Origin of the sequence: Rossellomorea aquimaris, assembly GCF_008180865.1 — a bacterium.
GTDB lineage: Bacteria > Bacillota > Bacilli > Bacillales > Bacillaceae_B > Rossellomorea > Rossellomorea yichunensis.
On record NZ_VTEX01000003.1, the window covers coordinates 197,390 to 220,154 of the forward strand.

Annotated in this window: 26 protein-coding genes; 10 read left to right on the forward strand and 16 right to left on the reverse strand. The window is 42.1% G+C overall.

Going from position 1 to position 22,765, the window contains the following annotated elements; genetic code table 11:
* Positions 1 to 62 precede the first annotated feature (62 nt).
* The 4 genes from FZC88_RS13755 to FZC88_RS13770 all read right to left on the reverse strand — a co-directional run bounded on the left by FZC88_RS13755 (position 63) and on the right by FZC88_RS13770 (position 4,460).
* Positions 63 to 1,247, reverse strand: coding sequence for a GTP-binding protein (locus FZC88_RS13755; protein ID WP_148995530.1), 1,185 nt, complete (start codon positions 1,245 to 1,247; stop codon positions 63 to 65).
* A 42-nt stretch (positions 1,248 to 1,289) separates the two neighbouring features.
* Entirely contained in the window at positions 1,290 to 2,447 is a 1,158-nt protein-coding gene (locus tag FZC88_RS13760) for an FAD-dependent oxidoreductase (RefSeq protein WP_148995299.1), read from the reverse strand.
* A gap of 97 nt (positions 2,448 to 2,544) precedes the next feature.
* Positions 2,545 to 3,447 carry a TIGR03943 family putative permease subunit gene (locus tag FZC88_RS13765; protein WP_187443630.1) on the reverse strand — a complete coding sequence of 301 codons (903 nt, stop codon included), beginning with the start codon at positions 3,445 to 3,447 and terminating at the stop codon, positions 2,545 to 2,547.
* A 14-nt stretch (positions 3,448 to 3,461) separates the two neighbouring features.
* Positions 3,462 to 4,460 (reverse strand): permease, encoded by a 999-nt coding sequence (locus FZC88_RS13770; RefSeq protein WP_148995301.1) that lies wholly within the window; start codon positions 4,458 to 4,460, stop codon positions 3,462 to 3,464.
* A 182-nt stretch (positions 4,461 to 4,642) separates the two neighbouring features.
* Between FZC88_RS13770 and FZC88_RS24085 the strand changes: the two genes are divergently transcribed.
* Positions 4,643 to 4,783 carry a hypothetical protein gene (locus tag FZC88_RS24085; RefSeq protein WP_187443387.1) on the forward strand — a complete coding sequence of 47 codons (141 nt, stop codon included), beginning with the start codon at positions 4,643 to 4,645 and terminating at the stop codon, positions 4,781 to 4,783.
* A gap of 57 nt (positions 4,784 to 4,840) precedes the next feature.
* On the opposite strand, the gene FZC88_RS24090 is transcribed toward FZC88_RS24085, so the two are convergent.
* The gene (locus FZC88_RS24090) at positions 4,841 to 4,996 is read right to left on the reverse strand and encodes a hypothetical protein (RefSeq protein WP_187443631.1); all 156 of its coding nucleotides are present in this window, start codon (positions 4,994 to 4,996) and stop codon (positions 4,841 to 4,843) included.
* 114 nt (positions 4,997 to 5,110) lie between these two features.
* On the opposite strand from FZC88_RS24090, the gene FZC88_RS13775 reads away from it, so the two are divergent.
* Positions 5,111 to 5,290 carry an H-type small acid-soluble spore protein gene (locus tag FZC88_RS13775; protein WP_148970097.1) on the forward strand — a complete coding sequence of 60 codons (180 nt, stop codon included), beginning with the start codon at positions 5,111 to 5,113 and terminating at the stop codon, positions 5,288 to 5,290.
* Between the two features lie 65 nt (positions 5,291 to 5,355).
* On the opposite strand, the gene FZC88_RS13780 is transcribed toward FZC88_RS13775, so the two are convergent.
* The 4 genes from FZC88_RS13780 to FZC88_RS13795 all read right to left on the reverse strand — a co-directional run bounded on the left by FZC88_RS13780 (position 5,356) and on the right by FZC88_RS13795 (position 11,166).
* The gene (locus FZC88_RS13780) at positions 5,356 to 6,735 is read right to left on the reverse strand and encodes an alkaline phosphatase (RefSeq protein ID WP_148995302.1); all 1,380 of its coding nucleotides are present in this window, start codon (positions 6,733 to 6,735) and stop codon (positions 5,356 to 5,358) included.
* Positions 6,736 to 6,911: 176 nt separating this feature from the next.
* Positions 6,912 to 7,769 (reverse strand): dimethylarginine dimethylaminohydrolase family protein, encoded by an 858-nt coding sequence (locus tag FZC88_RS13785; protein WP_148995303.1) that lies wholly within the window; start codon positions 7,767 to 7,769, stop codon positions 6,912 to 6,914.
* Between the two features lie 179 nt (positions 7,770 to 7,948).
* Positions 7,949 to 9,529, reverse strand: coding sequence for a long-chain-fatty-acid--CoA ligase (locus FZC88_RS13790; RefSeq protein WP_148995304.1), 1,581 nt, complete (start codon positions 9,527 to 9,529; stop codon positions 7,949 to 7,951).
* A 185-nt stretch (positions 9,530 to 9,714) separates the two neighbouring features.
* Entirely contained in the window at positions 9,715 to 11,166 is a 1,452-nt protein-coding gene (locus FZC88_RS13795) for a DEAD/DEAH box helicase (protein ID WP_148995305.1), read from the reverse strand.
* Between the two features lie 89 nt (positions 11,167 to 11,255).
* On the opposite strand from FZC88_RS13795, the gene FZC88_RS13800 reads away from it, so the two are divergent.
* On the forward strand, positions 11,256 to 11,711 hold the full coding sequence (locus tag FZC88_RS13800; protein WP_148995306.1) for a hypothetical protein: 456 nt from the start codon (positions 11,256 to 11,258) through the stop codon (positions 11,709 to 11,711).
* A gap of 78 nt (positions 11,712 to 11,789) precedes the next feature.
* Complete coding sequence (locus tag FZC88_RS13805; RefSeq protein ID WP_148995307.1) at positions 11,790 to 12,326, forward strand: flavodoxin family protein; 537 nt, start codon at positions 11,790 to 11,792, stop codon at positions 12,324 to 12,326.
* 113 nt (positions 12,327 to 12,439) lie between these two features.
* Here the strand turns inward: FZC88_RS13805 and FZC88_RS13810 are convergent, their stop codons facing one another.
* The gene (locus tag FZC88_RS13810; RefSeq protein WP_148995308.1) at positions 12,440 to 12,868 is read right to left on the reverse strand and encodes a MarR family winged helix-turn-helix transcriptional regulator; all 429 of its coding nucleotides are present in this window, start codon (positions 12,866 to 12,868) and stop codon (positions 12,440 to 12,442) included.
* 189 nt (positions 12,869 to 13,057) lie between these two features.
* Between FZC88_RS13810 and FZC88_RS13815 the strand changes: the two genes are divergently transcribed.
* From FZC88_RS13815 to FZC88_RS13825, 3 genes are all read left to right on the forward strand, one after another.
* Positions 13,058 to 13,480 carry an organic hydroperoxide resistance protein gene (locus FZC88_RS13815; RefSeq protein WP_148995309.1) on the forward strand — a complete coding sequence of 141 codons (423 nt, stop codon included), beginning with the start codon at positions 13,058 to 13,060 and terminating at the stop codon, positions 13,478 to 13,480.
* Positions 13,481 to 13,612: 132 nt separating this feature from the next.
* On the forward strand, positions 13,613 to 14,023 hold the full coding sequence (locus tag FZC88_RS13820; protein ID WP_148995531.1) for a VOC family protein: 411 nt from the start codon (positions 13,613 to 13,615) through the stop codon (positions 14,021 to 14,023).
* A gap of 255 nt (positions 14,024 to 14,278) precedes the next feature.
* A complete protein-coding gene (locus FZC88_RS13825) occupies positions 14,279 to 15,469 on the forward strand; it encodes an NAD(P)/FAD-dependent oxidoreductase (protein WP_148995310.1) in 1,191 nt (396 codons plus the stop codon).
* A 17-nt stretch (positions 15,470 to 15,486) separates the two neighbouring features.
* Here the strand turns inward: FZC88_RS13825 and FZC88_RS13830 are convergent, their stop codons facing one another.
* The 5 genes from FZC88_RS13830 to FZC88_RS13850 are packed head-to-tail and all read right to left on the reverse strand — an operon-like array spanning position 15,487 to position 19,539.
* A complete protein-coding gene (locus tag FZC88_RS13830) occupies positions 15,487 to 16,122 on the reverse strand; it encodes a Crp/Fnr family transcriptional regulator (RefSeq protein WP_148995311.1) in 636 nt (211 codons plus the stop codon).
* Entirely contained in the window at positions 16,119 to 17,261 is a 1,143-nt protein-coding gene (msrB, locus tag FZC88_RS13835; protein ID WP_148995532.1) for a peptide-methionine (R)-S-oxide reductase MsrB, read from the reverse strand. The genes FZC88_RS13830 and msrB overlap by 4 nt, the downstream gene beginning before the upstream one ends.
* Entirely contained in the window at positions 17,261 to 18,310 is a 1,050-nt protein-coding gene (locus FZC88_RS13840; RefSeq protein WP_148995312.1) for a HAMP domain-containing sensor histidine kinase, read from the reverse strand. Before FZC88_RS13840 ends, msrB begins: the two co-directional genes overlap by 1 nt.
* Positions 18,300 to 19,007, reverse strand: coding sequence for a response regulator transcription factor (locus FZC88_RS13845; RefSeq protein WP_148995313.1), 708 nt, complete (start codon positions 19,005 to 19,007; stop codon positions 18,300 to 18,302). Before FZC88_RS13845 ends, FZC88_RS13840 begins: the two co-directional genes overlap by 11 nt.
* Positions 19,008 to 19,020: 13 nt before the next feature.
* Positions 19,021 to 19,539: a DM13 domain-containing protein gene (locus FZC88_RS13850; protein WP_148995314.1), complete on the reverse strand. Its 519-nt coding sequence runs from the start codon at positions 19,537 to 19,539 to the stop codon at positions 19,021 to 19,023.
* A 163-nt stretch (positions 19,540 to 19,702) separates the two neighbouring features.
* On the opposite strand from FZC88_RS13850, the gene FZC88_RS13855 reads away from it, so the two are divergent.
* From FZC88_RS13855 to FZC88_RS13865, 3 genes are all read left to right on the forward strand, one after another.
* Positions 19,703 to 20,785 carry an MBL fold metallo-hydrolase gene (locus FZC88_RS13855; protein ID WP_148995315.1) on the forward strand — a complete coding sequence of 361 codons (1,083 nt, stop codon included), beginning with the start codon at positions 19,703 to 19,705 and terminating at the stop codon, positions 20,783 to 20,785.
* 58 nt (positions 20,786 to 20,843) lie between these two features.
* Positions 20,844 to 21,386, forward strand: coding sequence for a DUF6944 family repetitive protein (locus tag FZC88_RS13860; protein ID WP_148970111.1), 543 nt, complete (start codon positions 20,844 to 20,846; stop codon positions 21,384 to 21,386).
* Between the two features lie 159 nt (positions 21,387 to 21,545).
* Positions 21,546 to 21,806 carry a spore coat protein gene (locus tag FZC88_RS13865; protein WP_187443632.1) on the forward strand — a complete coding sequence of 87 codons (261 nt, stop codon included), beginning with the start codon at positions 21,546 to 21,548 and terminating at the stop codon, positions 21,804 to 21,806.
* Positions 21,807 to 21,909: 103 nt separating this feature from the next.
* Here FZC88_RS13865 and FZC88_RS13870 read toward each other — a convergent pair whose 3' ends face one another.
* A complete protein-coding gene (locus FZC88_RS13870; RefSeq protein WP_148995316.1) occupies positions 21,910 to 22,758 on the reverse strand; it encodes a VOC family protein in 849 nt (282 codons plus the stop codon).
* Positions 22,759 to 22,765 lie beyond the last annotated feature (7 nt).

A 22,765-nucleotide genomic window follows, 5' to 3' on the forward strand; every position in this document is an offset into this window, starting at 1 on the left:
TCTTCACAAAAAGAAGACGAATGAAAAAAGCCAGGCACGTTCAAGCGCCTGGCTTTTCTCGTCTATCTATCTTCCACCGCAAATGCAGGGATCGGGTCTTTAAATTCTGTCCAATCCCCTGCCATTTCTTTTTCTGTTAACAAGCAGCTATCTAATGACTCCTCTATTTCTTTCCTGTTCATCCCAAGACCGATAAATACGATTTCGTTCATTCGGTCCCCATAAACAGGATCCCATTTCTCAGCTAATTCCACTTCTTCAGCGAGGATTTCCTTTCTCTCATTTTCAGGATAAGCAGCTACCCATTCCCCTACCCCCTGAATGATGATCGATGGACCTGCCTGAGATAATAAGCCCGTCATGTCGTTTCGGGTCGGCAGCCAAAAGAACCCCTTTGCACGCACGATGTCAACCGGCCACTCCTCCATCCATGTCATAAAACGTTCAGGGTGAAAGGGCTTGTTACGCCGATACACAAAAGAAGAGATTCCATATTCTTCAGTCTCGGGTGTGTGTTCTTCTTGTAATTCTATTATCCACCCGGCTGCCTGGCTGGCTTTCTCAAAATCAAATAATTGGGTGTTCAGTACTTGATCCAATGAAATGTTGGAATGTGAAGCTTCAATGATTCTAGCTTCCGGGTTCAACTTATGAAGGACAGCTTTTAATTCTATTACATCCACTTCTTCCACTAAGTCTACTTTATTTAAAACAATCACATTCGCAAACTCTATTTGATCAATCAGTAAATCCACTACTTCCCTTGTGTCCCCTTCGTCTGTTGCCTGCTTTCGATCCAGCAGAGTTTCACCACTTGCAAAATCATGCCAGAATCGGTTGGCATCTACAACCGTCACCATCGTATCCAGTCTTGTGTTTATCGTTAGATCAATATGCATCTCTTCATCCATATATGTGAATGTTTGAGCTACGGGAATAGGTTCCGAGATTCCGGTAGACTCAATCACAATATAATCAATATTCCCCTGATCGACCAATCGCTGTACTTCTATCATTAAATCTTCTCTCAAGGTGCAGCAAATACAGCCATTTTGAAGCTCGACTAATTTTTCTTCAGTTCTGGTAAATCCGCCACTCTTCACGAGGGACGCATCGATATTCACTTCACTCATATCATTCACAATAACCGCTATTCGCTTATCTTCCCGATTATGTAAAATATGATTTAACAACGTTGTCTTGCCTGATCCTAAATAACCGCTTAATACTGTTACTGGTACTTTCATGATAAACATTCATCCCCCTTTAAATATCGTAATCATTACGATTTAAATTGTATAATTTACTATTCTTTCTGCTGCTTTCCTTGCACCGGAAATATTACGTGAGACCGGCCCGATTTCCAACTCAGCCAGGGGCCCTGTCACAAATAAATGATTACACCATGACAAGTCTTCTTTCACTACCGGAAACCCACATTTCGCACACGTTAACTTTTCTTTTCGAATGAGTTTTTGCAGCCAGTCCACCTTCATGACCTCTTTTGAAAATCCCGTGGCAAATAGGATGGTTTTTGCTTTTACAATCGACTTTTCCTTCGTCAAATGCAGTATTATATCATCACCTGTTACAGTCCATGATTGGACTTCAGCTTGGATAAAGGTGAACGAATTGTTTCGCTTCAAATTTCTCAACTTATTTGCTAGTTCACTTGGCATAGACCCTTTATGACGGGCATGGTCAATGACCTCTCTTCTTTCTTCATACCGGGTAAGCTTTTCAAAGCGGCTCATATGCTTAGGCCCAAGCCAGCCGGGATCACTATCAAAATCGTGAACTCTATAAAGCTGCTTGGCAATTTGATATGCGTTTCCAGGATATTTTTTACTCAGCTTAATCACAAGGTGAGCAGCCGAGATTCCCCCTCCAATCACGACGATTGGGGGCTCCATGATCGGAATGGACTCAGCAAATAAATGGCCGACTTGTTTTGGTCGGGCCGCAGCAAGATCACTTCCCCACGATGGATATGCTAATTGATTATTCATTCCCGTTGCAATCACAATGTTCTTTCCAAGAAAATGGTCCAAACCACTGGTTCTCACTATCCAATCGTTCTCTCGTTTCTCAACGTGTTCTACTTTTCCCTGAAACCATGCTTTAGAGATTTCAATTTCATCTAATACTGTGGAACTGTGTTGATTAAATAGAGAAAGAGCCGGCCTCTTATACGGCCCGTAGAAATTTTCTCCTTCATCCTTCTTAAAGGATTGCAGACTAAAGGGATTTGTATCCAAATGGTGGACAAAAGGTGAACGTAAGTATGGCATATCAATTAATCCTGTCAGCCTTTTCCACTTAAAGAGGGGCTCTGGGTAAGGATCGATTACACATATTTTATGAATTGGCACCTCTTTTTTCTTCACAAGATACGTAGCCACTGTACATCCATGGATACCTCCACCGATTATGATCCAATCATACATATTATCACCACCTGATTATATCTATTAAAACGAAATAATTACGATTTACTCAATATAAGAGAATCCTTACTTACATAAAAGTAAGGATTTTCATCCTTTATTCAATTTTAATATAGAACTCCTCTACATATGGATTAGCAGGCGGATCTATTACTTCGAACACGGGATTCTTTAAGACCGGCATTGCCTGACCACTGAAATCCACCTTATCGATCACGCCACTCACGTTAATCCACGTATCGGGTTCAAGTTTACTCAGTCCTGAATCCCGGGCCAACAATCCATAAACAGAGGCATCTGCTACGCAGCACGTCACGGTAAAGCGGGAAATCACCAGTTCATCTTCTGCAAATCCTTCATCTTTATACACAAAGCCTGTAAGCTGAATTTCTTTTCCAACGAAATCGTCCAGCTTTTCGTCCACAATACTTAATGTCTGAATATATTGTTCATCTCTTACGACTATTTTTTCTCTTTTATTTACAATTTCTTTCAACTTGTCGAAATCCTTTTCAACGGGAAACTCATCATATGGACCGAGGGTGGGCTCAGTTGCAAACGAACTTTTTTCAGCACCCTCATCTTGATTCAACCCTTTTTGTTCACTGGATGTCGGTGTTGAAAATAGACTATTCCCTACTTTCACCCCTCTCTTAGCCGCTACGGAACTATCTAATAAGTTATCCGGCAGCAGGAACCCAACCACAATCGGAAAAATGAACAGGGCATATACCATGCTGGACCTCATGAAGCCTTTCGGCAGTTCATGACCTTCACAATCACAATGGTGTTCTTTTGCAGAAGCTGAAGAAGTCCCCCGGATGATTTGGATCGCACCCAGGATTATGAAAACCCCCAGAGCAAAATACATGTAACCATGCATTTTGGGCGCAACAAAGTTTTGCAGATTAAACGTTAAGAATAGTTTCAATACCAATAGGGCATATCCGATTAAGATGATTCCCCGGATGAATGTATGGAACTGTATGGATGGTTTCATACCTCTCGCCTCCTTTAAACAAATAATTGGACTATCAATGTACATGTATACACAACAATCGTCACGACCCCAATAAAGATCAGTACAAATTTTTTATTAAAGTATGCAAGCATCAATAAAGTATTCTTGAAATCAATCATAGGTCCATATACTAGAAATGCCAATATGGACGAAGCAGAAAATATACTGCCGAACGACGATGCCACGAATGCATCAGCCTCCGAACATAATGAAATAATATAGGCAAACCCCATCATGACTGCCGGAGCCAGTACCTCATTCGTCCCTATCCCCACTAACAGTTCTCTATCAAGGTATGTCTGAAATCCTGCTGCAACGAATGCTCCGATGATAAGGTATTTACCCATGTCAAAAAATTCATCACTGGCATGTACAATCGTCTGCATTAGTTTATTGGAAGAGTGATCATGATGATGCCCGTGATCATGCTCTTTCTGTATAAGCGGATTTCTCTTTCCGTAAAATCTGTACAATAGTGCCCCGATGATCAATGCCGCTACTAAAGCAATTCCCATTCTTCCAAAGACAATCGTCATATTATTTTGGAACGCATAATAAGTTGATGCGAAGACAATCGGATTTAAAATAGGTGCCGTTACCATGACGACAATCGCAAGATGAGCAGGCATTCCTTTCTTAATCAGCCTTCTTGCCACAGGTACAATGGCACACTCACAAACTGGAAGCAATGCTCCCACCACAGCTGCAGGAAACAGAGCCAGGTAAGGAAACCTTTTCGGGATGATTCTTTGTAATAGACTCTCAGAAACAAAGACTTGAATAAGTGCGGATGCGAAGACACCAATTAAGATAAAAGGGATCGCTTCTAACAAGATACTCAGGAATATCGTAATGACATTCACCATCGAAGAAGTAAGAAACTCGTCAGGGATATAATCTTTTACCCAATCTCCCGCTAAAAAAAGAACAATAAATAACATGAATAATACTATCCCTGTCATCTCTTGACTAAAGTTCCTCAAAGAATTCATTCATTTACGTTTCCTTTCTAAAGTTTTAATCGTAATCATTTCGTTTTATATTATAACTTATTCTTGTCCCAAAAAACTATGCTAAATTATTTTTTAATCTTTCTTTAACATTTCTATTTGTGCATAACCTTTTGTTAATCTTCAAAAACTACTATTGAATCGAGTAGAATGGAGGAAATGAAATGACGAAAAAGAACAACAAAGGCAGCGAAAACCAAAATTCACCTAAGCGCGGAACGACGGAGTTTGCTAAAGAAATTACGAGTGGAGACAATAGTAAGGGGAATAAGCATAATAAAGACCAACGTAATAAAACGAAATGACAAAAACCTGCCCGATGGAAGATCGGGCAGGTTTTTGTTATGATTCAGCTGGTACTCTTACTCATCATCACCAGTAATCCTCACCGCGGCCGTATTATTTTGAATATAAGTGGGCGGTGCCGGATCAACTTCTTTTTCATTACTCCCATAAAATCTTTCATTCAATTCCATGTTTGCTTCTGTAGTGGATGTTCTTTCATTCTGCTTCTTCATGTCGTCACCCTTTCGCTATTAGAGTATCGGATTGCAAATGAAATATACGCTCATTATTCTCTGAAAAATGGACAAACTAACCAATGAAAATAGAATATAAGGAGGACATAAGTGATGGATTCTAATCGTGTAAAACAGATTTTATCTTCTTCAGCGGATATTGAAGTAAAATATAAAGATGCATCCGTTTGGATTGACTCTGTTCATGAAGATGGAAAAACAGCCGTTGTTCATCTTCGTGGACCTTTAGAAGAACGTTCTGAAGTAAGTGTTTCAGATTTAGAAGAAGCATAATCGGAAAAAAGACCATGCATTCCATCCCAAAAGGAGGGACAAGCATGGTCTAATCTCAATTAAGCTTATTTCTTATCTTTGATTTTCCCTTTATTCTTCAATAATTCAAAGATCATTTTCGCTTGATCTGTGTTATCGATCATGCCAGAGAATTTCTCTTTTTGAGGACCAAATGCATACACAGGAACGTCATCTCCTGTATGTCCATCCGTTGTCCAGCCAGTACCTGAACGTTTGTCGAAGATTTTTTCGATGGCATTATCGATTTCGGTTTGATCGCCTTTTTCTGCTTCTTCTTTCACAGAAGCGATTTCCTCTTCCGTCAGCTCAAGGTCGATATTTTCAGCTAATGTTTCTTCCACTGATGCACCATTTACAATTTGTTCTGCCATAAAGTCAGGAGTGCGTTTTGCAGCTTGAATCGGTGCCGGATCCCAATTGTATTCACCGTCTGCACCAATCGAGATTCCCCCTGTAGAGTGGTCTGCTGTAACAACTACCAATGTTTCACCATTTTCTTTCGCGAAATCTCTTACTTCTTCAAGTGCCATCTCAAAGTCTCTCATTTCACTCATAGCCCCGACAACATCATTATCGTGACCAGCCCAGTCAATTTGACTGCCTTCCACCATCAGGAAGAATCCGTCCTTGTCACCTTTTAAACGGTCGAGTGCAGATGTCGTCATATCCGCTAAGCTTGGCTGTTCTTCATCACGGTCGATCATCTTGTCCATTCCGACTTCAGAGAAAAGACCAAGAACTTGTTTGTTGTCATCATTTTTAAGTTCTTCAGCGGATTTCACATAGCTGTATCCATCCTCTTGGAACTGCTTGGCAAGATTTCGGTCATCACGTTCGAAGAAGTCCGTCCCTCCGCCCAGCATGACATCAATCTTATGTTCACCGTTAATCATTTCATCATAATAGTCATCCGCAATCGCATTTTCGCTTTTACGCTGCTCTTCATGGGCTCCATAAGAGGCTGGAGTCGCATGGGTGATTTCTGATGTCGCTACAATTCCTGTAGACATACCGTTTTCTTTCGCCTGTTCTAATACGGTTTTAACGTCGGTTTTATCATTATCGACTGCTATCGCATTATTATATGTCTTGACTCCACCGCTCATCGCCGTCGCAGCAGCTGCTGAGTCTGTTACGTTTTCTTTCTCATCCTCTGGATAAGTGGATTGTAATCCGACAAGGTAAGGATCAAATGCCGTTTTTTCCATTTCAACTGTTTCTGGATTGTCGTTCATATAGCGAAGAGCCGTTGTGTAAGGAACACCCATTCCATCACCGATCATAAAGATGACGTTCTTGGCTTTACCGTTCTTGGATTCCTTCGCTTGTGCTTCTGAATTATCTTGGTTCATCCCTATTGCAGTTCCTAGAGCCAACGTTGACACAACCGCTAACGGAATAATTTTCTTCATAGAATTCTTCATTTTTCCCCTACCTCCTGTAATTTCGACTACATTTGCAGGATAAAGGGGAAATATGAAGAGTCATTTGCAAAAGTACTACAGGAGTGTAAAGCTTCTGTAAAATGAAGAAAAACAGGTATTAAGTCACCTGTTTTTCATTAATAAATCTATCCAGTTCATAGTCAATAATACCTCATCTACTCTCTAATCAGAGGGAGCGTACAACAACGGAATGATCCGCCTGACTTGATGATTTCGGATAAATCAAGTTCGATTACGTCAAAACCCTTCGATCTTATTCGTTCATTCAAGTCTTGGTTTTGAGTAAGACTGATGATTTTTTCATTACCGATTGCTAATACATTGGGGCCCATTTGAAACTGTTCGTCCTCCGTGACAGTGATGATATTATAATGTTTCTTGATTGTTTCAAGATCCTCTTTAGTAAAGGCCGGTGGATATACAAGTGCCCATTCCTTTGAAATGATCGTAAATACACAATCTAAATGGAGGACACCTTCTTTTAATGGCAACTCATGAACGGTAAATTGGGGGAGCTGATTTCGTAAGGATTGGATGGCCAGTTGGTTCGTCCGTCCACTCACCCCGATCCAAATATTCTGCTCATCAACGAGCACATCCCCTCCTTCAATGGAATGGAGAAGTTCATTATAAGGCACTTCATTGGTTTCCAGCCATTTCTTCAGCGTTTTCACTTCGCCCCGCCTGACATCGGTATTCATCGATGCAACGAAGAACTGATCATGAATCGTGAACCCGATGTCCCTTGTGAAGACTTGTTCATTAAACTCTGGTGATGGCTGCAGGTGAATGACTTCTGAACCGTTTTTCTCTAACGTATCAACAAAGTTTTTATGCTGCAGAACCGCTTTTTCTATATTGATATTTTCCTTTAGGAAATGCTTTTGAGTCTCATTTATGATTTCATTTATTTGCATATTTTCAGGTGAAACAACGACCACTTTCTTTAACTTTCCATACTCATTGGCACAATGTGTTTTTGGATTTGGAACCAACGGGGAATTTAAACTCATCTTTACACCCTCCATTTATCTACTCTTAAAAACTGCTATTCCCTGTTATTATGCTGATAAAACTTCCTTTTTATAATTTATGCTGAAGAAGCCTAAACAGGCACGACGGGCATCCTGTAATTAAGAAATAAGGGCATTTGTCCAGACGAAAAAGGCATGCATCCGCACACCTCCTTCCATTAATGAACCATCCTGTCATGATCCTTCCAGTATTCTTTTCGGATCAAAACCTTTTGGATTTTTCCTGAAGCGGTCTTAGGTAACTCCTTTGCAAACGTAATACTTTTCGGAGCTTTGAAGTGGGCAAGCTTTTCTCTGCTGAATTCGATAAGCTCCTCTTCCGTTAAGCTGTGACCCTCCCTGATAACAACGACTGCATGGGGCACTTCACCCCAACGCTCATGGGGGATGGCTACGACCGCTGCTTCGAGGACACTGTCATGTTCATAGAGAGCCCCCTCTACTTCAATAGAAGAGATGTTTTCTCCGCCGCTTATTATGACGTCTTTCATCCGGTCGACAATTTCTATGAAGCCATCCCCGTCAACGGTCGCCATGTCACCTGTATGGAGCCATCCATCTCGAATGGCTTGATTGGTGGCTTCAGGGTTTTTATAATATCCTTCCATCACTGTATTCGTTCTGGTAACGATTTCTCCAATCGCTTTCCCGTTACAGGGCACTTCGTTTCCGACCTCATCCACTACTTTCACCTTGCTGCCGATCATACTGTATCCGGCTTTCGCCTTTAACCGGTACTTTTCTTCCTTTGGTCTGTCCTGTTCTGAAGATCTCAGGATGGACGTAGTGATGAGTGGAGAGATTTCTGTCATTCCGTACACCTGGATGAACTCCCATTTCAGATCCTCTTCCACCTTTCGGACAAAGGCTGGTGGAGGGGCTGAGCCCGCAATGACAACCCTTACATTTCGAGAGATAGTCCGCTCCCTGTCCGGGTAGTTTTCCAGAAGCATATTCAGAACCGTCGGCGCCATATGCATAACCGTTACCTCATGTTTCTCGACTTTATCTAAAATCGTCTCCGGTTCTACCTTTCTGAGCATCACCTGGGTCGCACCGTTGGCAGTATAGTAAAAGGGTGACCCCCATCCGTTCACATGGAACATTGGCAGCACGTGAAGCAAAGTGTCCTGATCGGAAACACGCAAATGATGCATGGAGGATAGGGCATGCAGATAATTTGAGCGGTGTGTGAGGAGCACTCCCTTCGGATCCCCTGTCGTTCCACTTGTATATAATAATGAAGCGATATCGGTTTCTTCCAGGTCTACGCGATCGAAAGCTTCGCTGCTGAATGAGCCGCGCCACTCGTCATAGCCGGGATATCCATCTCTGGAATCACCATGGATCACAATATGCTTCAAATTCGGCACCTTAGACAAAATCGGCTGCACCAGAGGATAAAGTTCCTCATCTACAAATAATGCTTTGCTCTCGCTATGTGTCAGGATAAATTGATAATCCGCAGGTTTTAAGCGCGTATTAAGCGGGGTCATGATCCCTCCTGCACCATAGACTCCATAGAACCCTTCCAGCATCTCGGTCGTATTCGGAGCCAGATACGCAACCTTGTCCCCTTTTTCAATCCCCAATTCCATTAGTCCTCTAGACAGTTGATTCACACGGGCATTCAGCTGCTTATATGTCAAACGCTTCACATCGTCAATAATCGCAACTTTTTCTCCATATTGCTCGACTGCCCGATCTAGAAAATCCGTTAACACTAAAGGTACATGCATATGTACAACCCATCCCTTCTGTTGGTTAATGACTATTTATATTCATTATTTTAGCAGATTCAGGAGTAGATTGGGAATATTCTGAAATTTTATATGGAGGTACTGATTTTATAGGGATCAGTATTTTGCTGAAAGATTTTCTAACCAAAAAGCATGATGACACATTGGTCATCATGCTTTTTGAGTTAGCGGCCTCTTCTATTTGAAGAGGATTTGCCTTGGCTGTTTCTTTTTGCGCTGGAGTCGCTTCTTCTTGATTTGCCGGAATCACTTGGTCTGGATTGTCTGCCTCTTGAGGAACTGGCTGAGTCTCCTCCACGTGGGGATGATGATTCTTCCCTTCTCGATCGACGACTGCGTGAAGAGTCACCACCTTCACTGTTACGAGACCGACCTCCCCGTGGAGACCTTGCTTTTCGCTCTTTATTCGCTTGGATATTCTTTTCACGTCTATCCTTCGCACTTTCATTTGATCCCTTATGGACATTGGCGGTTTCCTTAGAAGGAGCGACCTCCACGACACGACGAGGCAATGAACGGCCTATGCCGTTTTCAATCATTTCCAGATCCTGCTTGTCCTTTAGTGCAACAAAGGTGATGGCAAGCCCATCTTTTCCGGCACGTCCCGTACGTCCGATTCTGTGAATATAGCTTTCCACATCTTGAGGGATATCATAGTTGAATACATGAGTGACTCCTTCAACGTCAAGACCACGAGCAGCCACGTCGGTCGCGATAAGAAGCTGAAGTTTCGCTTCTCTGAACTTCTTCATTACTCCTTCTCTTTTCGCTTGAGATAAGTCACCGTGCAGTTCATCCACCAGGAATCCTCTCGTTTTCAGATCTCCCAGCAGCTTGCTGACCCTTCTTTTCGTTCTGCAGAAAATGATGCCTAAAAACGGCTGAACGTCATGAATTGTTTGACTAAGGGCATCTAATTTCCGGCGATCCGTCGTTTCCACGATTTCCTGCTGGATTTCCTGCACAATTTTTTCTTTTTCGCGAATTTGTACATTATGTGGATTGTTCATATAGCGCTTTCCGATCTTACGGATATCCTTTGACATCGTCGCAGAGAATAGCGCGGTTTGACGGGTGAACGGCGTCTCGCGAATGATTGACTCGACTTCATCAAAAAATCCGATATGGAGCATTTGATCTGCCTCATCCAACACTAAAAACGATACATTCGAAAAGTCCACAGTCTCCCGGCGAACGTGATCAAGCAATCGTCCAGGAGTTCCAATCACGATATGAATCGCTTTATTCTTCAGTCGCTTAATTTGCTTCTCGACATCCTGGCCACCGTACACAGCTAATACATGTATGTCATCTTCAGTAGAAGAAAGAATCTGATTTAATTCAGCAGTTACTTGAATCGCGAGCTCTCTCGTCGGAGTCACAATAAGAGATTGGATCTCATCTCTCGTTGGATCAATTTTGGCAAGCATAGGCAAAAGGAATGCCATCGTTTTCCCCGTTCCGGTCTGTGCCTGTCCAATCACGTCTTCACCATTTAATAGTACAGGGATGGTTTCACTCTGAATCGGTGTTGGCTCTGAAATGGATTGTTCTTTTAACGCATTCACGTACTTAGGCTCAATTCCTAAGGATGTAAAATCATTCAATGGGGTCACCTCTTTGTACCCATTATACCTTTAATCGTCTTTAGAAAATAGGGCTCTATGTTATAATGGGAAAATCGTAAATGAAATGAGGAGTAATAATGCTGACATATGAAGATAAATTAACCATAATCGAAGAGTTCCCTGAACTTTCACGTAAGGACGTTTCACTGAATCGGGTGAATTTCCACTTTGAAGAAAGTCTTTATGAAAAGACGACTGTGGTGTACCATCTTCATCCGAACGGAAACGGTTTTGTTTATACGGGAGGGCTTCCCGATTATGAAGCCAATAAAAAAGGTCTCGTGAATATCCGTGATTTTTCTGGTGAAAAACTGCGCGAAATTATCCGGGCTTCCATTGATCATTTGGCAACGGAAGAAGAAATCGTGCCTCCTGTGGAACAGATGTGGAAAGATGCTGAAGGACATTCCCTCATGTTGATCGAAGAGGATGACCGCTGGAATATTTATGCCGGCGATAACCTGGAAGACAGCTTTGGCGGGTATGATGAAGCAGCGTTGTATTTACGTGAGGAAGGGTTTCGCAGACGCTGATAAGAGGTCTATTTTCATGTGCAATACTAGAAAAAATGGCCAAGCTGTAAATTTGAATTCACTGAGGAGTGTTGATAAATGAAAGTATTAGCCCTTTTAGGAAGTACGCGAAAAAACGGCAACTCAGAATACCTTACAAAAAAAATCGTAGAAGGAACCGACCACACTGTCGTATCTCTTACGGACCTGCATATTGAACCGATCGAAGACTTAAGACACTCTGAAGGTGGATTCTCTCCTGTCGATGATGATTACGAAAAACTGGTCCAATTAATAGAAGAGCATGACGTATTACTATTTGCTACACCTCTTTATTGGTACGGAATGAGCGGTCCCATGAAAAACTTCTTTGACCGATGGAGTCAGTACCTGCGCGATGAGCGCTTTAACTTAAAAGAAGAGCTTACGAAGAAAAAAGCATATGTAGTGATAACCGGTGGAAGCTCAGCAAAGATTAAAGGCCTGCCCCTGGTACAGCAGTTCAATTATATTTTTGAATTCGTCCATATGGAATTTGCAGACTATATGATTGGTGCCGGAGTGAAGCCTGGAGAGATTGTGAATGACATAGCAGCACTTGAAAAAGCTGAGCGGTGGAATGCGTTATTTAAATGAGATGATCCCTTTTAAGGGGTCATCTTTTTTTAAATTCTACACTGATAAGGAAATATCACCATGATTCTACAATTTCCACAAAAAAAGATGACCACAGTCATCCCTTCTCTCTACTATCCTTGCAGTCTTCCCAATATCGTCGTCAATGTCTGATCCAATCTCTCCAACTCTTCCCCATCCATCTCTAATCGCTCGAGCAACCGAGCCGGAACACAAGCTGCTTTTTCTTTCATGGCTATTCCTTTTTTTGTAAGAGTTATCACAACGCTCCGTTCATCTTCAACAGACCGGTGACGCTCGACGAGTCCGTTCGATTCCATTCTTTTCAGCATCGGAGTTAACGTTCCCGAGTCCAAGAACAATTTCCGCCCCAATTCTTTTACAGATACCGTTCCATCTTCCCAAAGCACTAACAATGCAAGGTATTGCGGATAAGTCACACCGATTTCTTCAAGTAGCCCTCGATATAACTTGGTAATCTCCCGCTCTGCTGTATAGATCTTAAAACATATTTGATTCTCTAATAATAATGGATCTTTCATACATGTGTATTCCTTTCTTGAACATACTAACCTGAGATCATCATACAAAAAAAGATATCAATTATCAAATTTAATTGTGCAAAATTTAATTGTTGACAATTAAAAACAAAGCCGTTAATATTAATTTTGTAATATTGAATTTTGCACAATCAAAAAAAAAAAAAAACACACAAATGAGGAGTGAATGAAATGGAAGCATTATACACAGCAAAAGCAACAGCAACAGGTGGACGCGCAGGAAAAGTAACAAGCAGTGACGGAGTATTGGACGTCGGATTGGCGATGCCTAAATCACTTGGGGGTTCTGGAGCAGAAGGGTCAACGAATCCTGAACAATTGTTCGCAGCTGGATATGCGGCTTGCTTCGATAGCGCTCTTAACTTAGTGGCTCGTCAAGAAAAGAAAAAGATTGAATCGAAAGTGGCAGCTGAAGTTTCCCTTGGAAAAGATACAGATGGTGGATTCAAACTCGGCGTTGTGTTAACAGTAGCAGTAAAGGGTGTTGAATTAGATGAAGCGAAGCAATTAGTCGAAAAGGCACACGGAGTTTGCCCGTATTCTAAAGCAACGAGTGGGAATATCGATGTTGAATTAAATACTGAATTATTATAAATAATCGTGGGTAGGCAGTTAACTGCCTATCCTTTTTTTCTAAAAAAACGAACATTTGTTCTTGTTTCATTCCAACAGTTTGGACTATAATAAAGATGTAATAAAATTCATACGAACTGGAGTGGAGAAATGATGAAACATCAGGCTGCACCTTATTTTAGTTTTAGTGGCGAAGCGAAAGAAGCATTAGACTATTACAAAGAAGTGTTTGAAGGAGAAGTATTGGCAGTTCAGACTTTTGGCGAGGCCGATTACCCAAGTCCACCGGAAATCGCTGATCAAATCATGCATGCCCACTTTAAAAAAGGAGAGCTTTCCTTTATGATGTCAGATAGCTTTCCGGGTCATCAGCCAACGGTAGGTAACAATATATCCCTTATCCTGGAGCTGGAAAGTGAAGAGGACATCGATACTTACTATCGCCGTTTAACTGAAAAAGGAACCGTAGTTATGGAACTTCAAGACACGTTCTGGGGTGCTAAATATGCAAAGGTGAAAGATCCTTATGGAATCCATTGGGACTTGAATTACACGAAAAAATAACTCATCGGCTACTGCATCTTCAGCATACATAAACCATGCAGTAGCCGTTTTTCCACGTTTATACTGATACATTTCGATTGAATTTCTTCCGACTGAAATATCTCACTATCCTCATTCGAATTAATCCCGCTTTACTTATATGATGCTGGAACCCACTAAGACCCTGCGGTACAAAAATATATGTTTTATCCAAGACTGTTAAAGGGAATGGAATATGAACATTATTTAAATACGATACTTATTGGGGGAACCAAAATGGATTTGCATAATGGCCGCTTATATTGGCCTTCTACATTAAAAGATAAAAACAGAAGCTTCGATAAACATTATGATGTAGCGATTATCGGAGGGGGAATGTCCGGAGCATTATGTGCCTATTCACTTACCGAAGCGGGTTTGAACGTTGCAATCATTGAAAAACGGACTATGGCTTCAGGAAGTTCCGCTGCCAACACTGGTTTACTGCAATTTTCCAACGATATCATGCTCCATGATCTGATTGATCAAATCGGAGAAGAAAAAGCTGTCCGATTTTATAAGCTGTGTTTTGAAGCAATTGATAACCTTGAAAGAGTCGCTATGAATTTACCATTGTCTCCCGAATTCATCCGGAGGAAGAGCATCTACTATGCGAGCTCTACGCGGCATGTATCAAAGCTGAAAAAAGAATACAAAGTATTGAAGGAACATGGCTTTCCGGTAGAATATTGGTCCAAGAAAGAAATCAAACAGCGCTTGCCTTTTTCAAAACCGGGAGCATTGATCACCAATGGAGATGCAGAAGTAAATCCATACCGATTTGTGAACGGCATAATCGACTATTTAAAGGCAGGTCAAAAGACAACAATCTTTGAAAATCTTGAAGCTGGCCGAGTAGAAGAGGCAGCTGACGGTGTCAACATTCATACTTCTGAAGGTATTATTCAGGCATCTCACTTGGTTCATGCAACCGGATATGAAACTCCTCCGATCGATAAGAAAATAGGCACTGAAGTCAATCGATCTTATGCCATTGCCACTGAGCCCATTGAAGATTTATCTCAATGGCCTGAACGTGCCCTCATCTGGGAGACGAAACGCCCCTATTTATATATGCGCTCTACAGTGGATAATCGAATCATTGCAGGGGGCTTGGATGAAGATCCTCCCGAGGCACCTCAGAATGAGAAGAAAATTGAAAAAAGGGGAAAGCAAATTGAGAAAGAGGTTCAAAAGCTATTTCCCGACCTGGACATCAAAATGGACTATGCATGGGGGGCAAGCTTTGGAGAATCATTGGACAACCTCCCTTATATAGGAAAGCACCCTGAAAAAGAACGAACATATTACTTATTAGGCTACGGTGGAAACGGTACGGTATATAGCATGCTCGGATCTAACATCCTCCGTGACCTCATCTTAAACCGTACAAACCAAGACGCAGACATCGTTAAATTAGACAGGTGAAAATAAGGGACGGACCTTCAAAGGTCCGTCCCTCCCATCACAAGATAATGCTTATCTTTTTTTTGGATATGCCCTTCTGTTATCAGTTCTTTGGTGAGGCTGGTCACAGTTTCTCTTGTAGAGCCAATGAAGCTTGCGATGTCCTGGTGGGTTAGGGGGACCGTTAATTTCATGAATCTCCCTTGTTTTTCTCCAAAATTCTTCATTAGGAATGACATGAGGTAAAGGATTCGTTCTTTAACAGGTGCGTACATGATGCGTTCGAGGAACATGTTTCGTTGTTTCATATGTTGATTGAAGGTGTAGAAGAGCTCTGCAAGAAAAGCAGGTTGCGAAACGCTTAAGCTATCCAGTTGTTTAAGAGAGATGACTGTTAAGATCGTTTCATCGATAGCTTCTGCGTAAACTCCCTCGTCGTCTAAGCTGAAACGCGCTATATTACTGAAGAAATCTCCCCCACCCAGCATGGTGAGGATGGTTTTGCGTCCCTCCTCACTATTCTTATATAGCTTTATTTTCCCGGATTGAATCCTGTACAGATTTTGACTAAGTGAAAAAGGTTGAAAGATCACTTCTTTTTTTGAGTAGTTTGCGATCTTTCCCGGAAGATCACTGTTGGCTGAAGCAGATCGTAATGACGTTGCTGCATTCAAGACGACTCCCCCTCCACTTTTTTAAAATGAGAAACGAACTCTCCGTAGCCTTGATCTTCTAACTCATCTTTCGGGACAAATCGAAGGGCTGCTGAATTCATGCAATATCTTAAACCTGTTGGCTCAGGACCATCATCGAACACATGCCCCAGGTGGGAGTCTGCGTGTTTACTCCTTACCTCGGTCCGCACCATGAATAGTGTGCGATCTTCGACTTCCACAATGTTTTCCGCTACCAGGGGCTTCGTGAAACTCGGCCATCCGGTGCCACTTTTATATTTATCTTTTGAACTGAAGAGAGGCTCCCCTGAAACGATATCCACATAAATCCCTTCTTCTTTGTTGTCCCAATATTCATTATCAAATGCTTTCTCGGTCCCGTCTTCCTGAGTCACTTTGTACTGGATATCCGTAAGTTTTTCTTTTAACTCTTCTTCTGAATAGGTGGGGTAAAGTGGTTTCGTGTCGAGCTTGATGTTCCGGTCTTCTCCCCAAGCTTCATCAAGGAAGTCATCCCTTCCTGAGTTGTTTCGATAAAACTTATAGCTTAATTCATTTTTCTTATAATAATCCTGATGGTACTCTTCCGCTTTGTAAAAGGTGGCAGCGGGCTGGATCTCTGTGACGATTTCTTCTTCAAATCGCCCTGAGTCTGCTAACTCCTGTTTTGATTGCTGTGCTATTTCCTCCTGTTCTTCACTATGAGTGAAGATACCACTCACGTATTGAGGACCCCGGTCGACGAATTGTCCACCATTATCAGTAGGATCGATCTGTCTCCAGAAAATCTTTAATAGTTGCTCATACGTAATCACTTTAGGATTATATTCAATTTGAACGGCTTCCACATGACCCGTCTGTTTCGTGGAAACTTCATCATACGTTGGATTCTTTTCCTCGCCACCTGTGTATCCGGAAATGACGGAATATACACCATCCAATTTTTCAAAAGGTGGCTCCATGCACCAGAAGCATCCTCCTGCAAAGGTCGCAACCGCATGTTCATTATCCACCATAGCAGTCTTTACGGGCTCACTTCCCAAAGACTTCTCGGTCATACTTGCATACAGTTTAGGGCCGAAAAATACCGCCAGACTCACTACCAGCATCAGGCCGATTCCAATCATCACTTTTTTCATCATCTCTCCTCCTTACTCATTTCTAAAGGCAGTCGGAACCAAAAAGTACTGCCCGACTCACCATCACTTTCGACTCCGATCTCTCCTCCATGAAGTTCAACAATTTCTTTGCTTATGGACAGCCCCAGGCCAGATCCTCCTCCTGCTTTGTTACGGGACTTCTCTACCCGATAAAAACGCTGAAATATCGATGCCTGTTCTTCAAGGGGAACACCCTTTCCTTCGTCTGTGACTGAAAAGTTCATCATCTCTCCATCTTTTACTGCTTTAATTTCAAGTGACGTCTGATCAGGAGAAAAGGATAGGGCATTTTGTATGAAGTTCGTCATCACTCTTTTGATTTGAACAGGCATTAAAGGAACCAGAGGTAAATCTTCATCGTACTGTACAATCACTTCAACATGCTTCTCTTGTAAAACCCTTTCGAACTGCTGAATGGTTTCAATCAGGAGTTTATCGATTGGTGTCGGATGCGGATTCCATGGCAGTTTCCTATTTTCCAACTGTGAAAACTCCAGTACTTCTTCAATTAATAGACCCAGTTTTTCGGTTTCTGACAAAATGGTCTCGTAATATCTCTTCCGTGCTTCAGGATCTTCAATAATGTCATCGTTCAAAGCGGCAACAAAAGAATGGATCGATGATAAAGGTGTTCTAAGGTCATGGGAAACATTGGCGATCAGTTCACTTTTGAACTTCTCTGATTCCCTTAATTCGTCGAACATCGCTTCTATTCTAGTGGACATATGATTAAAGTTAGCAGCGAGCTCTCTAATTTCCTGAGGTCCTGCTTCTGTCACCTTCACATCAAAGTCACCCTTAGCCATTCGCTCTGCTTCATGGCTCATCTGCTTTACTGACTTTAATAAAGGCGATGTAATCATCAAATTTACGGCAAAGGATAGTATTCCCGCTCCAAGCGTAATAAGGGAAAGCAGGATGATGATATTGGTTGAGATAAACATCTGAACATACGAGATTGTGAGAAATACTAAGATTACGGAGAGTGAAATCGTGTTGGCTAAAATAAGGAGTGTTCTAATTTTCATAATGCTGCTGCCCCTCAAACTTATAACCTATTCCCCACACGGTTTTTATCCATTGAGGCTCAGAAGGATCGACCTCTATCTTTTCTCTTAACCTGCGAATATGAACATTGATCGTATTCGCATCACCCAGATATTCATACCCCCATAAGGTTTCGAGCAACTGGGATTTGGAGAACACCTGTGAAGGATGCTCTGCTAACAGGGTTAATAAATCGAATTCTTTCATGGTCATGTCAATTTCTCTCCCATTAACGACTACTTTTCGTTTATCCCGATCAATGAGTAAGTCTCTCCACTTAAGAACTTCCCTTTGACCTTCCCGGTTTGGAGTGGAGTAGGTCCTTCTTATTACGTTTTTGACACGGAGCAATAATTCCCGGGGACTGAAAGGTTTGGTGACATAGTCATCAGCACCTATCGTCAACCCATAAATCCGATCCTTCTCCTGCCCCAATGCTGTCAGCATGATGATGGGTGTGTCGCTGTCTTCCCTTATCTTTTCAGCTGCCTGCCACCCATCCATTTGTGGCATCATGATATCCAGTATCACGATGTCCGGTTGGAACGTTTTGTATCGTTCGATTGCCTCATATCCATTAGAGGCAGTACTCACTTCATACCCCTCCCTCATGAGATACCGTGAGCATACATCCACAATATTTTCTTCATCATCTACTAACAGCACTTTGTTTGCCATGGCTTACTCTCCTTTACATTACCTTACCTATCTCAGCACGACCGAAATCCACATTAAATTGTTTACACCAAATCACAATTTGCATTCCTGATGATGCAGAATGATCTCCTGGAATCTCATAATTTTGATTGCCGATATTCCCCTTTAATTCACCCAGTGAAATCCCTTTTTTCGTTTCCTGACCTTCTTCTACTAAGTAAACGTATAGATCCGGTCCATTGGTCACTTCAAAATTTTCCAATCGAATATTTTTTCCTGATATACTCACTTTTCCTTTTGCATCGTGATTTTCATCTGCGCCTTGAAAAATCCCGACTAATTCATTTACCTTCATTGTATCGTTTGTCATTTCGTCTTGCGAAGATGAATCGGTTTCTTTCATAGTATTCTCTTCTTGTTCTTTCATATTTGAGCCAGAAGACGATGAAACAGGCGCTTCGTTCACCACCTTATCAAAAAATAACGGAGAAACCAGCCACCATCCCACTCCTAATACTCCTACTGCAACTATTCCAATCATCCATTTTTTCATTTGCTTCTCCCCTCGTTATGATTAACGATAGTATAATAAACAAACCTTATGGATTCTTAACGAAAATCTTAAATAATTCTTAAATGTGATACTCCTTTCATTTTGGACAGTCGCAAGCTTATCTGAGATAGTAATAGATATCGAATGAAAAGGAGCAGAATCCATGCTTATATCTATATTTTCACTTACCGCTTTGATCGTGATTGCCTTCCTGGTTATCCGGTTTTATCCTGCATTTGGTGAGAAGCCTTCCCTTGAACGTGTTCAGTCCTCTCCCCAGCATTCAAAAGGCTCATTTAAAAATCCCATCCCAACTTCTATGGATACCAGCTTTTCCACGTCTCTTACAATGATTCGGGATCTTATGAAAAGAAATGCCAACCGTAAGCCTGATACCGATATTCCAAGAGTCGGATTTCCGTCCTTTAAACATCCTCATTACGTTACGAATGTAACCTGGTTTGGGCACTCTGCATCGATGATTGAGATTGAAGGAAAAAGACTACTTCTTGACCCCATGTTTGGTCGTGCGCCATCCCCGTTTCCTTGGATAGGCGGGAAGCGGTATAGCAAAGACCTTCCTTTTCACATGGATGAACTCCCTTCTATTGATGCTGTGATCTTTTCACATGATCATTACGATCATCTGGATTATGGCACGATTCGAAAGCTTCAAGGCAAAGTGAATCAGTTCTTTGTTCCCATCGGAGTAGGGAGTCACCTTGAGAGGTGGGGAATCCATTATGATCACATTGTAGAGCTTGATTGGTGGGACGAGGTTGAGTGGAGTGGTCTTACTCTGGCGTGTACCCCGGCACGACATTTTTCCGGGAGAAGCTTACATGATCGTAATGCTACCTTATGGTGTTCATGGTGTATCATCGGGAACTCTTCCAGACTCTTCTTTAGCGGTGATAGTGGATACGGCCCTCATTTTAAAGAAATAGGCAGTGTTTATGGACCATTCGATTTGTCCCTGATGGAATGTGGTCAATATGATCCCAGATGGGCGCCGATACATATGTGTCCGGAAGAGACTGTACAAGCCCATCTTGATGTGAAGGGGAAGTGGCTTCTGCCCATTCATTGGGGTGCTTTCACGTTATCTTTTCATGAATGGACAGATCCCATAATGAGAGTGACGAAAAGCGGCGCAGAACAAGGGGTTCATGTTGTTACCCCTCGAATCGGAGAAACTTTTCCTGTAGAAGGTGATTCCTACCCCTCTTTAATATGGTGGGGATGAACCAACCATCGCCTAGTTGTATACAATATCTAAGAACCTTAAAGTAGGCGATTATACTATGAGCAATGAACAAAAACTCACGTTCGGAGCATGGGTTGCGGCAATCGGAACGGTCCTTGCCGCTATTGGCAGTACCCCTATTAAAAGCATTCCAGAAGATACTTTACAGTCGTTCAATCTCGTAGGAAATGAATTGCAAGCAACGGGAAATGCATTAGAGGCAGATGCAATAGATGATTTCACCCTGACGAAAGCAGGAAATGAAATTCAAGCAATCGGAAATGTCACTGTTATAGCCGGCATACTGATTAAGTTCAATGACATAACAAAGCAAGAGTTGAATATTAAAGGAAATCTCCTCCAGGCACTGGGTGGAGGGGCTGCCCTCGCAGATTCCTTTAATGAAGAACATACGTTAGAAGAGCTTTATTCGATTTATGGCAATCTCCTCCAGATTATCGGTAACTCCCTGCAGGCCATCTCAGGCATCCTTGAGTTAAATCAAAGAGACAGCGGGAATATCAATGTAGTGGGAAGCTGGATCCAGGCAGTGGGTTCTGTCATTTCTGCATTGGTGCAAACGAAGGAATCTTCCTCCTGAGGTTGTTATACATACTCGATATGTGAGAATGTATACAACCAGGTTAGCTGTTGCTAACCATAGGTCTAATTTCACAAAGTCTCTCCAGATGGGTTAATGCCCAATCCATTTCGAATCCGGGCGAATATTCATAACCTAGATAGAGAGGAGGTTTATGTTATGAATGACTTTCACACTTTAAATAATGAAACTTTTTTCAATTTTCATGATGTACGACGCCCGATCGGACGAGTGGGATTTGGCAGGCCTGGCTTTGGTGGGTTTGGAAGAAGACCGTTTGGATTTGGATTCAACCCGTTTTTAGGTGGCCTCGCCGGTGGACTGCTTGGAGCTGCATTATTGAGTCCATACTCATATGGATATGGATACGGATATCCCCCACCTTACTATGGTTATCCTCCTTACCCTTATTATTATTAATAAAATCATACAAAAAAAGGAGCCAGCGCCACATTCAATGTGCTTAGGGCTCCTTTTTAGATATTCCTGATATTCATCCATCAAGAGGGACGGACCTCTTCTCTTACACGCTTAGATAAATCCGGTTGCCTGACGGGTCTTCAGTCAGGATTTTTCCGTTCTGTTCGCGGATGGTCGCTCCCATGGATTGAAGCTTTTGGATGATGGTGTTTCGTTTTTCTTCGGTTGGGAAGTGAAGCGTGAACCAGTTTAAACCGACACTGTTTTCAGCTGGTGCCGGAGCCCCTTCCCCATTCCAGGTGTTCAGTCCAATATGGTGATGATATCCACCCGTTGAAATGAAAAGTGCCTGACTTCCAAATCGGCTGACTACATCAAAACCAAGTCCCTCCCCGTAAAATTCCTCTGTTGATTTCAAATCAGAAACATGCAAATGGATATGACCCATGACCGTACCGGCAGGAAGTCCTTCCCACGGTTGTCCCATTGCCTCAGCCAATATCCCCCTTGCATCGATTGGATCAACGGCCATCTTTACCTGATTGCCATTCCATGTCCATTCCGATGAAGGACGGTCCCTGTAGATCTCGATTCCATTTCCATCCGGATCAGATAAATACAGAGCTTCACTGACGAGATGATCAGAAGAGCCCAGTTGAATATTCAGCTTTATGAGATGATCTAATATTTTCCCCAGATCTGTTCTATTCGGCAGCAACAGGGCAAAATGGTACAAACCTGTCGTTCTCGGCTCCTTAGGTGAAACATTTACTGGTTGTTCCAGAGATAGCAATGGGTGGATTCCATCTGCCGTCAGAGTCGCTCTATTTTCTGTTTGTTCCATCACTTTAAATCCAATTACTTCTTGGTAATAGGAAAGAGATCGCTCTAAGTTTTCAACTTTTATATTTACTTCCCCAACGAATGTATGTGGTTCTTTATGAAAATTCATCTTTATT

Excerpts from the sequence above, each read along its gene's own strand:
- FZC88_RS13800 (WP_148995306.1), top strand. The coding sequence starts at position 11,256 with ATGCTGACATATGAAGATAAATTAACCATAATCGAAGAGTTCCCTGAA.
- FZC88_RS13770 (WP_148995301.1), bottom strand. The coding sequence starts at position 4,460 with ATGAATTCTTTGAGGAACTTTAGTCAAGAGATGACAGGGATAGTATTA.
- FZC88_RS13760 (WP_148995299.1), bottom strand. The coding sequence starts at position 2,447 with ATGTATGATTGGATCATAATCGGTGGAGGTATCCATGGATGTACAGTG.
- FZC88_RS13850 (WP_148995314.1), bottom strand. The coding sequence starts at position 19,539 with ATGAAAAAATGGATGATTGGAATAGTTGCAGTAGGAGTATTAGGAGTG.
- FZC88_RS13825 (WP_148995310.1), top strand. The coding sequence starts at position 14,279 with ATGGATTTGCATAATGGCCGCTTATATTGGCCTTCTACATTAAAAGAT.
- FZC88_RS13820 (WP_148995531.1), top strand. The coding sequence starts at position 13,613 with ATGAAACATCAGGCTGCACCTTATTTTAGTTTTAGTGGCGAAGCGAAA.
- FZC88_RS13845 (WP_148995313.1), bottom strand. The coding sequence starts at position 19,007 with ATGGCAAACAAAGTGCTGTTAGTAGATGATGAAGAAAATATTGTGGAT.
- FZC88_RS13785 (WP_148995303.1), bottom strand. The coding sequence starts at position 7,769 with ATGAGTTTAAATTCCCCGTTGGTTCCAAATCCAAAAACACATTGTGCC.
- FZC88_RS13870 (WP_148995316.1), bottom strand. The coding sequence starts at position 22,758 with ATGAATTTTCATAAAGAACCACATACATTCGTTGGGGAAGTAAATATA.
- FZC88_RS13865 (WP_187443632.1), top strand. The coding sequence starts at position 21,546 with ATGAATGACTTTCACACTTTAAATAATGAAACTTTTTTCAATTTTCAT.
- FZC88_RS13755 (WP_148995530.1), bottom strand. The coding sequence starts at position 1,247 with ATGAAAGTACCAGTAACAGTATTAAGCGGTTATTTAGGATCAGGCAAG.
- FZC88_RS13840 (WP_148995312.1), bottom strand. The coding sequence starts at position 18,310 with ATGAAAATTAGAACACTCCTTATTTTAGCCAACACGATTTCACTCTCC.
- FZC88_RS13855 (WP_148995315.1), top strand. The coding sequence starts at position 19,703 with ATGCTTATATCTATATTTTCACTTACCGCTTTGATCGTGATTGCCTTC.
- FZC88_RS24090 (WP_187443631.1), bottom strand. The coding sequence starts at position 4,996 with ATGAAGAAGCAGAATGAAAGAACATCCACTACAGAAGCAAACATGGAA.
- FZC88_RS13810 (WP_148995308.1), bottom strand. The coding sequence starts at position 12,868 with ATGAAAGATCCATTATTATTAGAGAATCAAATATGTTTTAAGATCTAT.
- FZC88_RS13805 (WP_148995307.1), top strand. The coding sequence starts at position 11,790 with ATGAAAGTATTAGCCCTTTTAGGAAGTACGCGAAAAAACGGCAACTCA.
- FZC88_RS13765 (WP_187443630.1), bottom strand. The coding sequence starts at position 3,447 with ATGAAACCATCCATACAGTTCCATACATTCATCCGGGGAATCATCTTA.
- msrB (WP_148995532.1), bottom strand. The coding sequence starts at position 17,261 with ATGAAAAAAGTGATGATTGGAATCGGCCTGATGCTGGTAGTGAGTCTG.
- FZC88_RS13815 (WP_148995309.1), top strand. The coding sequence starts at position 13,058 with ATGGAAGCATTATACACAGCAAAAGCAACAGCAACAGGTGGACGCGCA.
- FZC88_RS24085 (WP_187443387.1), top strand. The coding sequence starts at position 4,643 with ATGACGAAAAAGAACAACAAAGGCAGCGAAAACCAAAATTCACCTAAG.
- FZC88_RS13775 (WP_148970097.1), top strand. The coding sequence starts at position 5,111 with ATGGATTCTAATCGTGTAAAACAGATTTTATCTTCTTCAGCGGATATT.
- FZC88_RS13780 (WP_148995302.1), bottom strand. The coding sequence starts at position 6,735 with ATGAAGAATTCTATGAAGAAAATTATTCCGTTAGCGGTTGTGTCAACG.
- FZC88_RS13790 (WP_148995304.1), bottom strand. The coding sequence starts at position 9,529 with ATGCATGTACCTTTAGTGTTAACGGATTTTCTAGATCGGGCAGTCGAG.
- FZC88_RS13860 (WP_148970111.1), top strand. The coding sequence starts at position 20,844 with ATGAGCAATGAACAAAAACTCACGTTCGGAGCATGGGTTGCGGCAATC.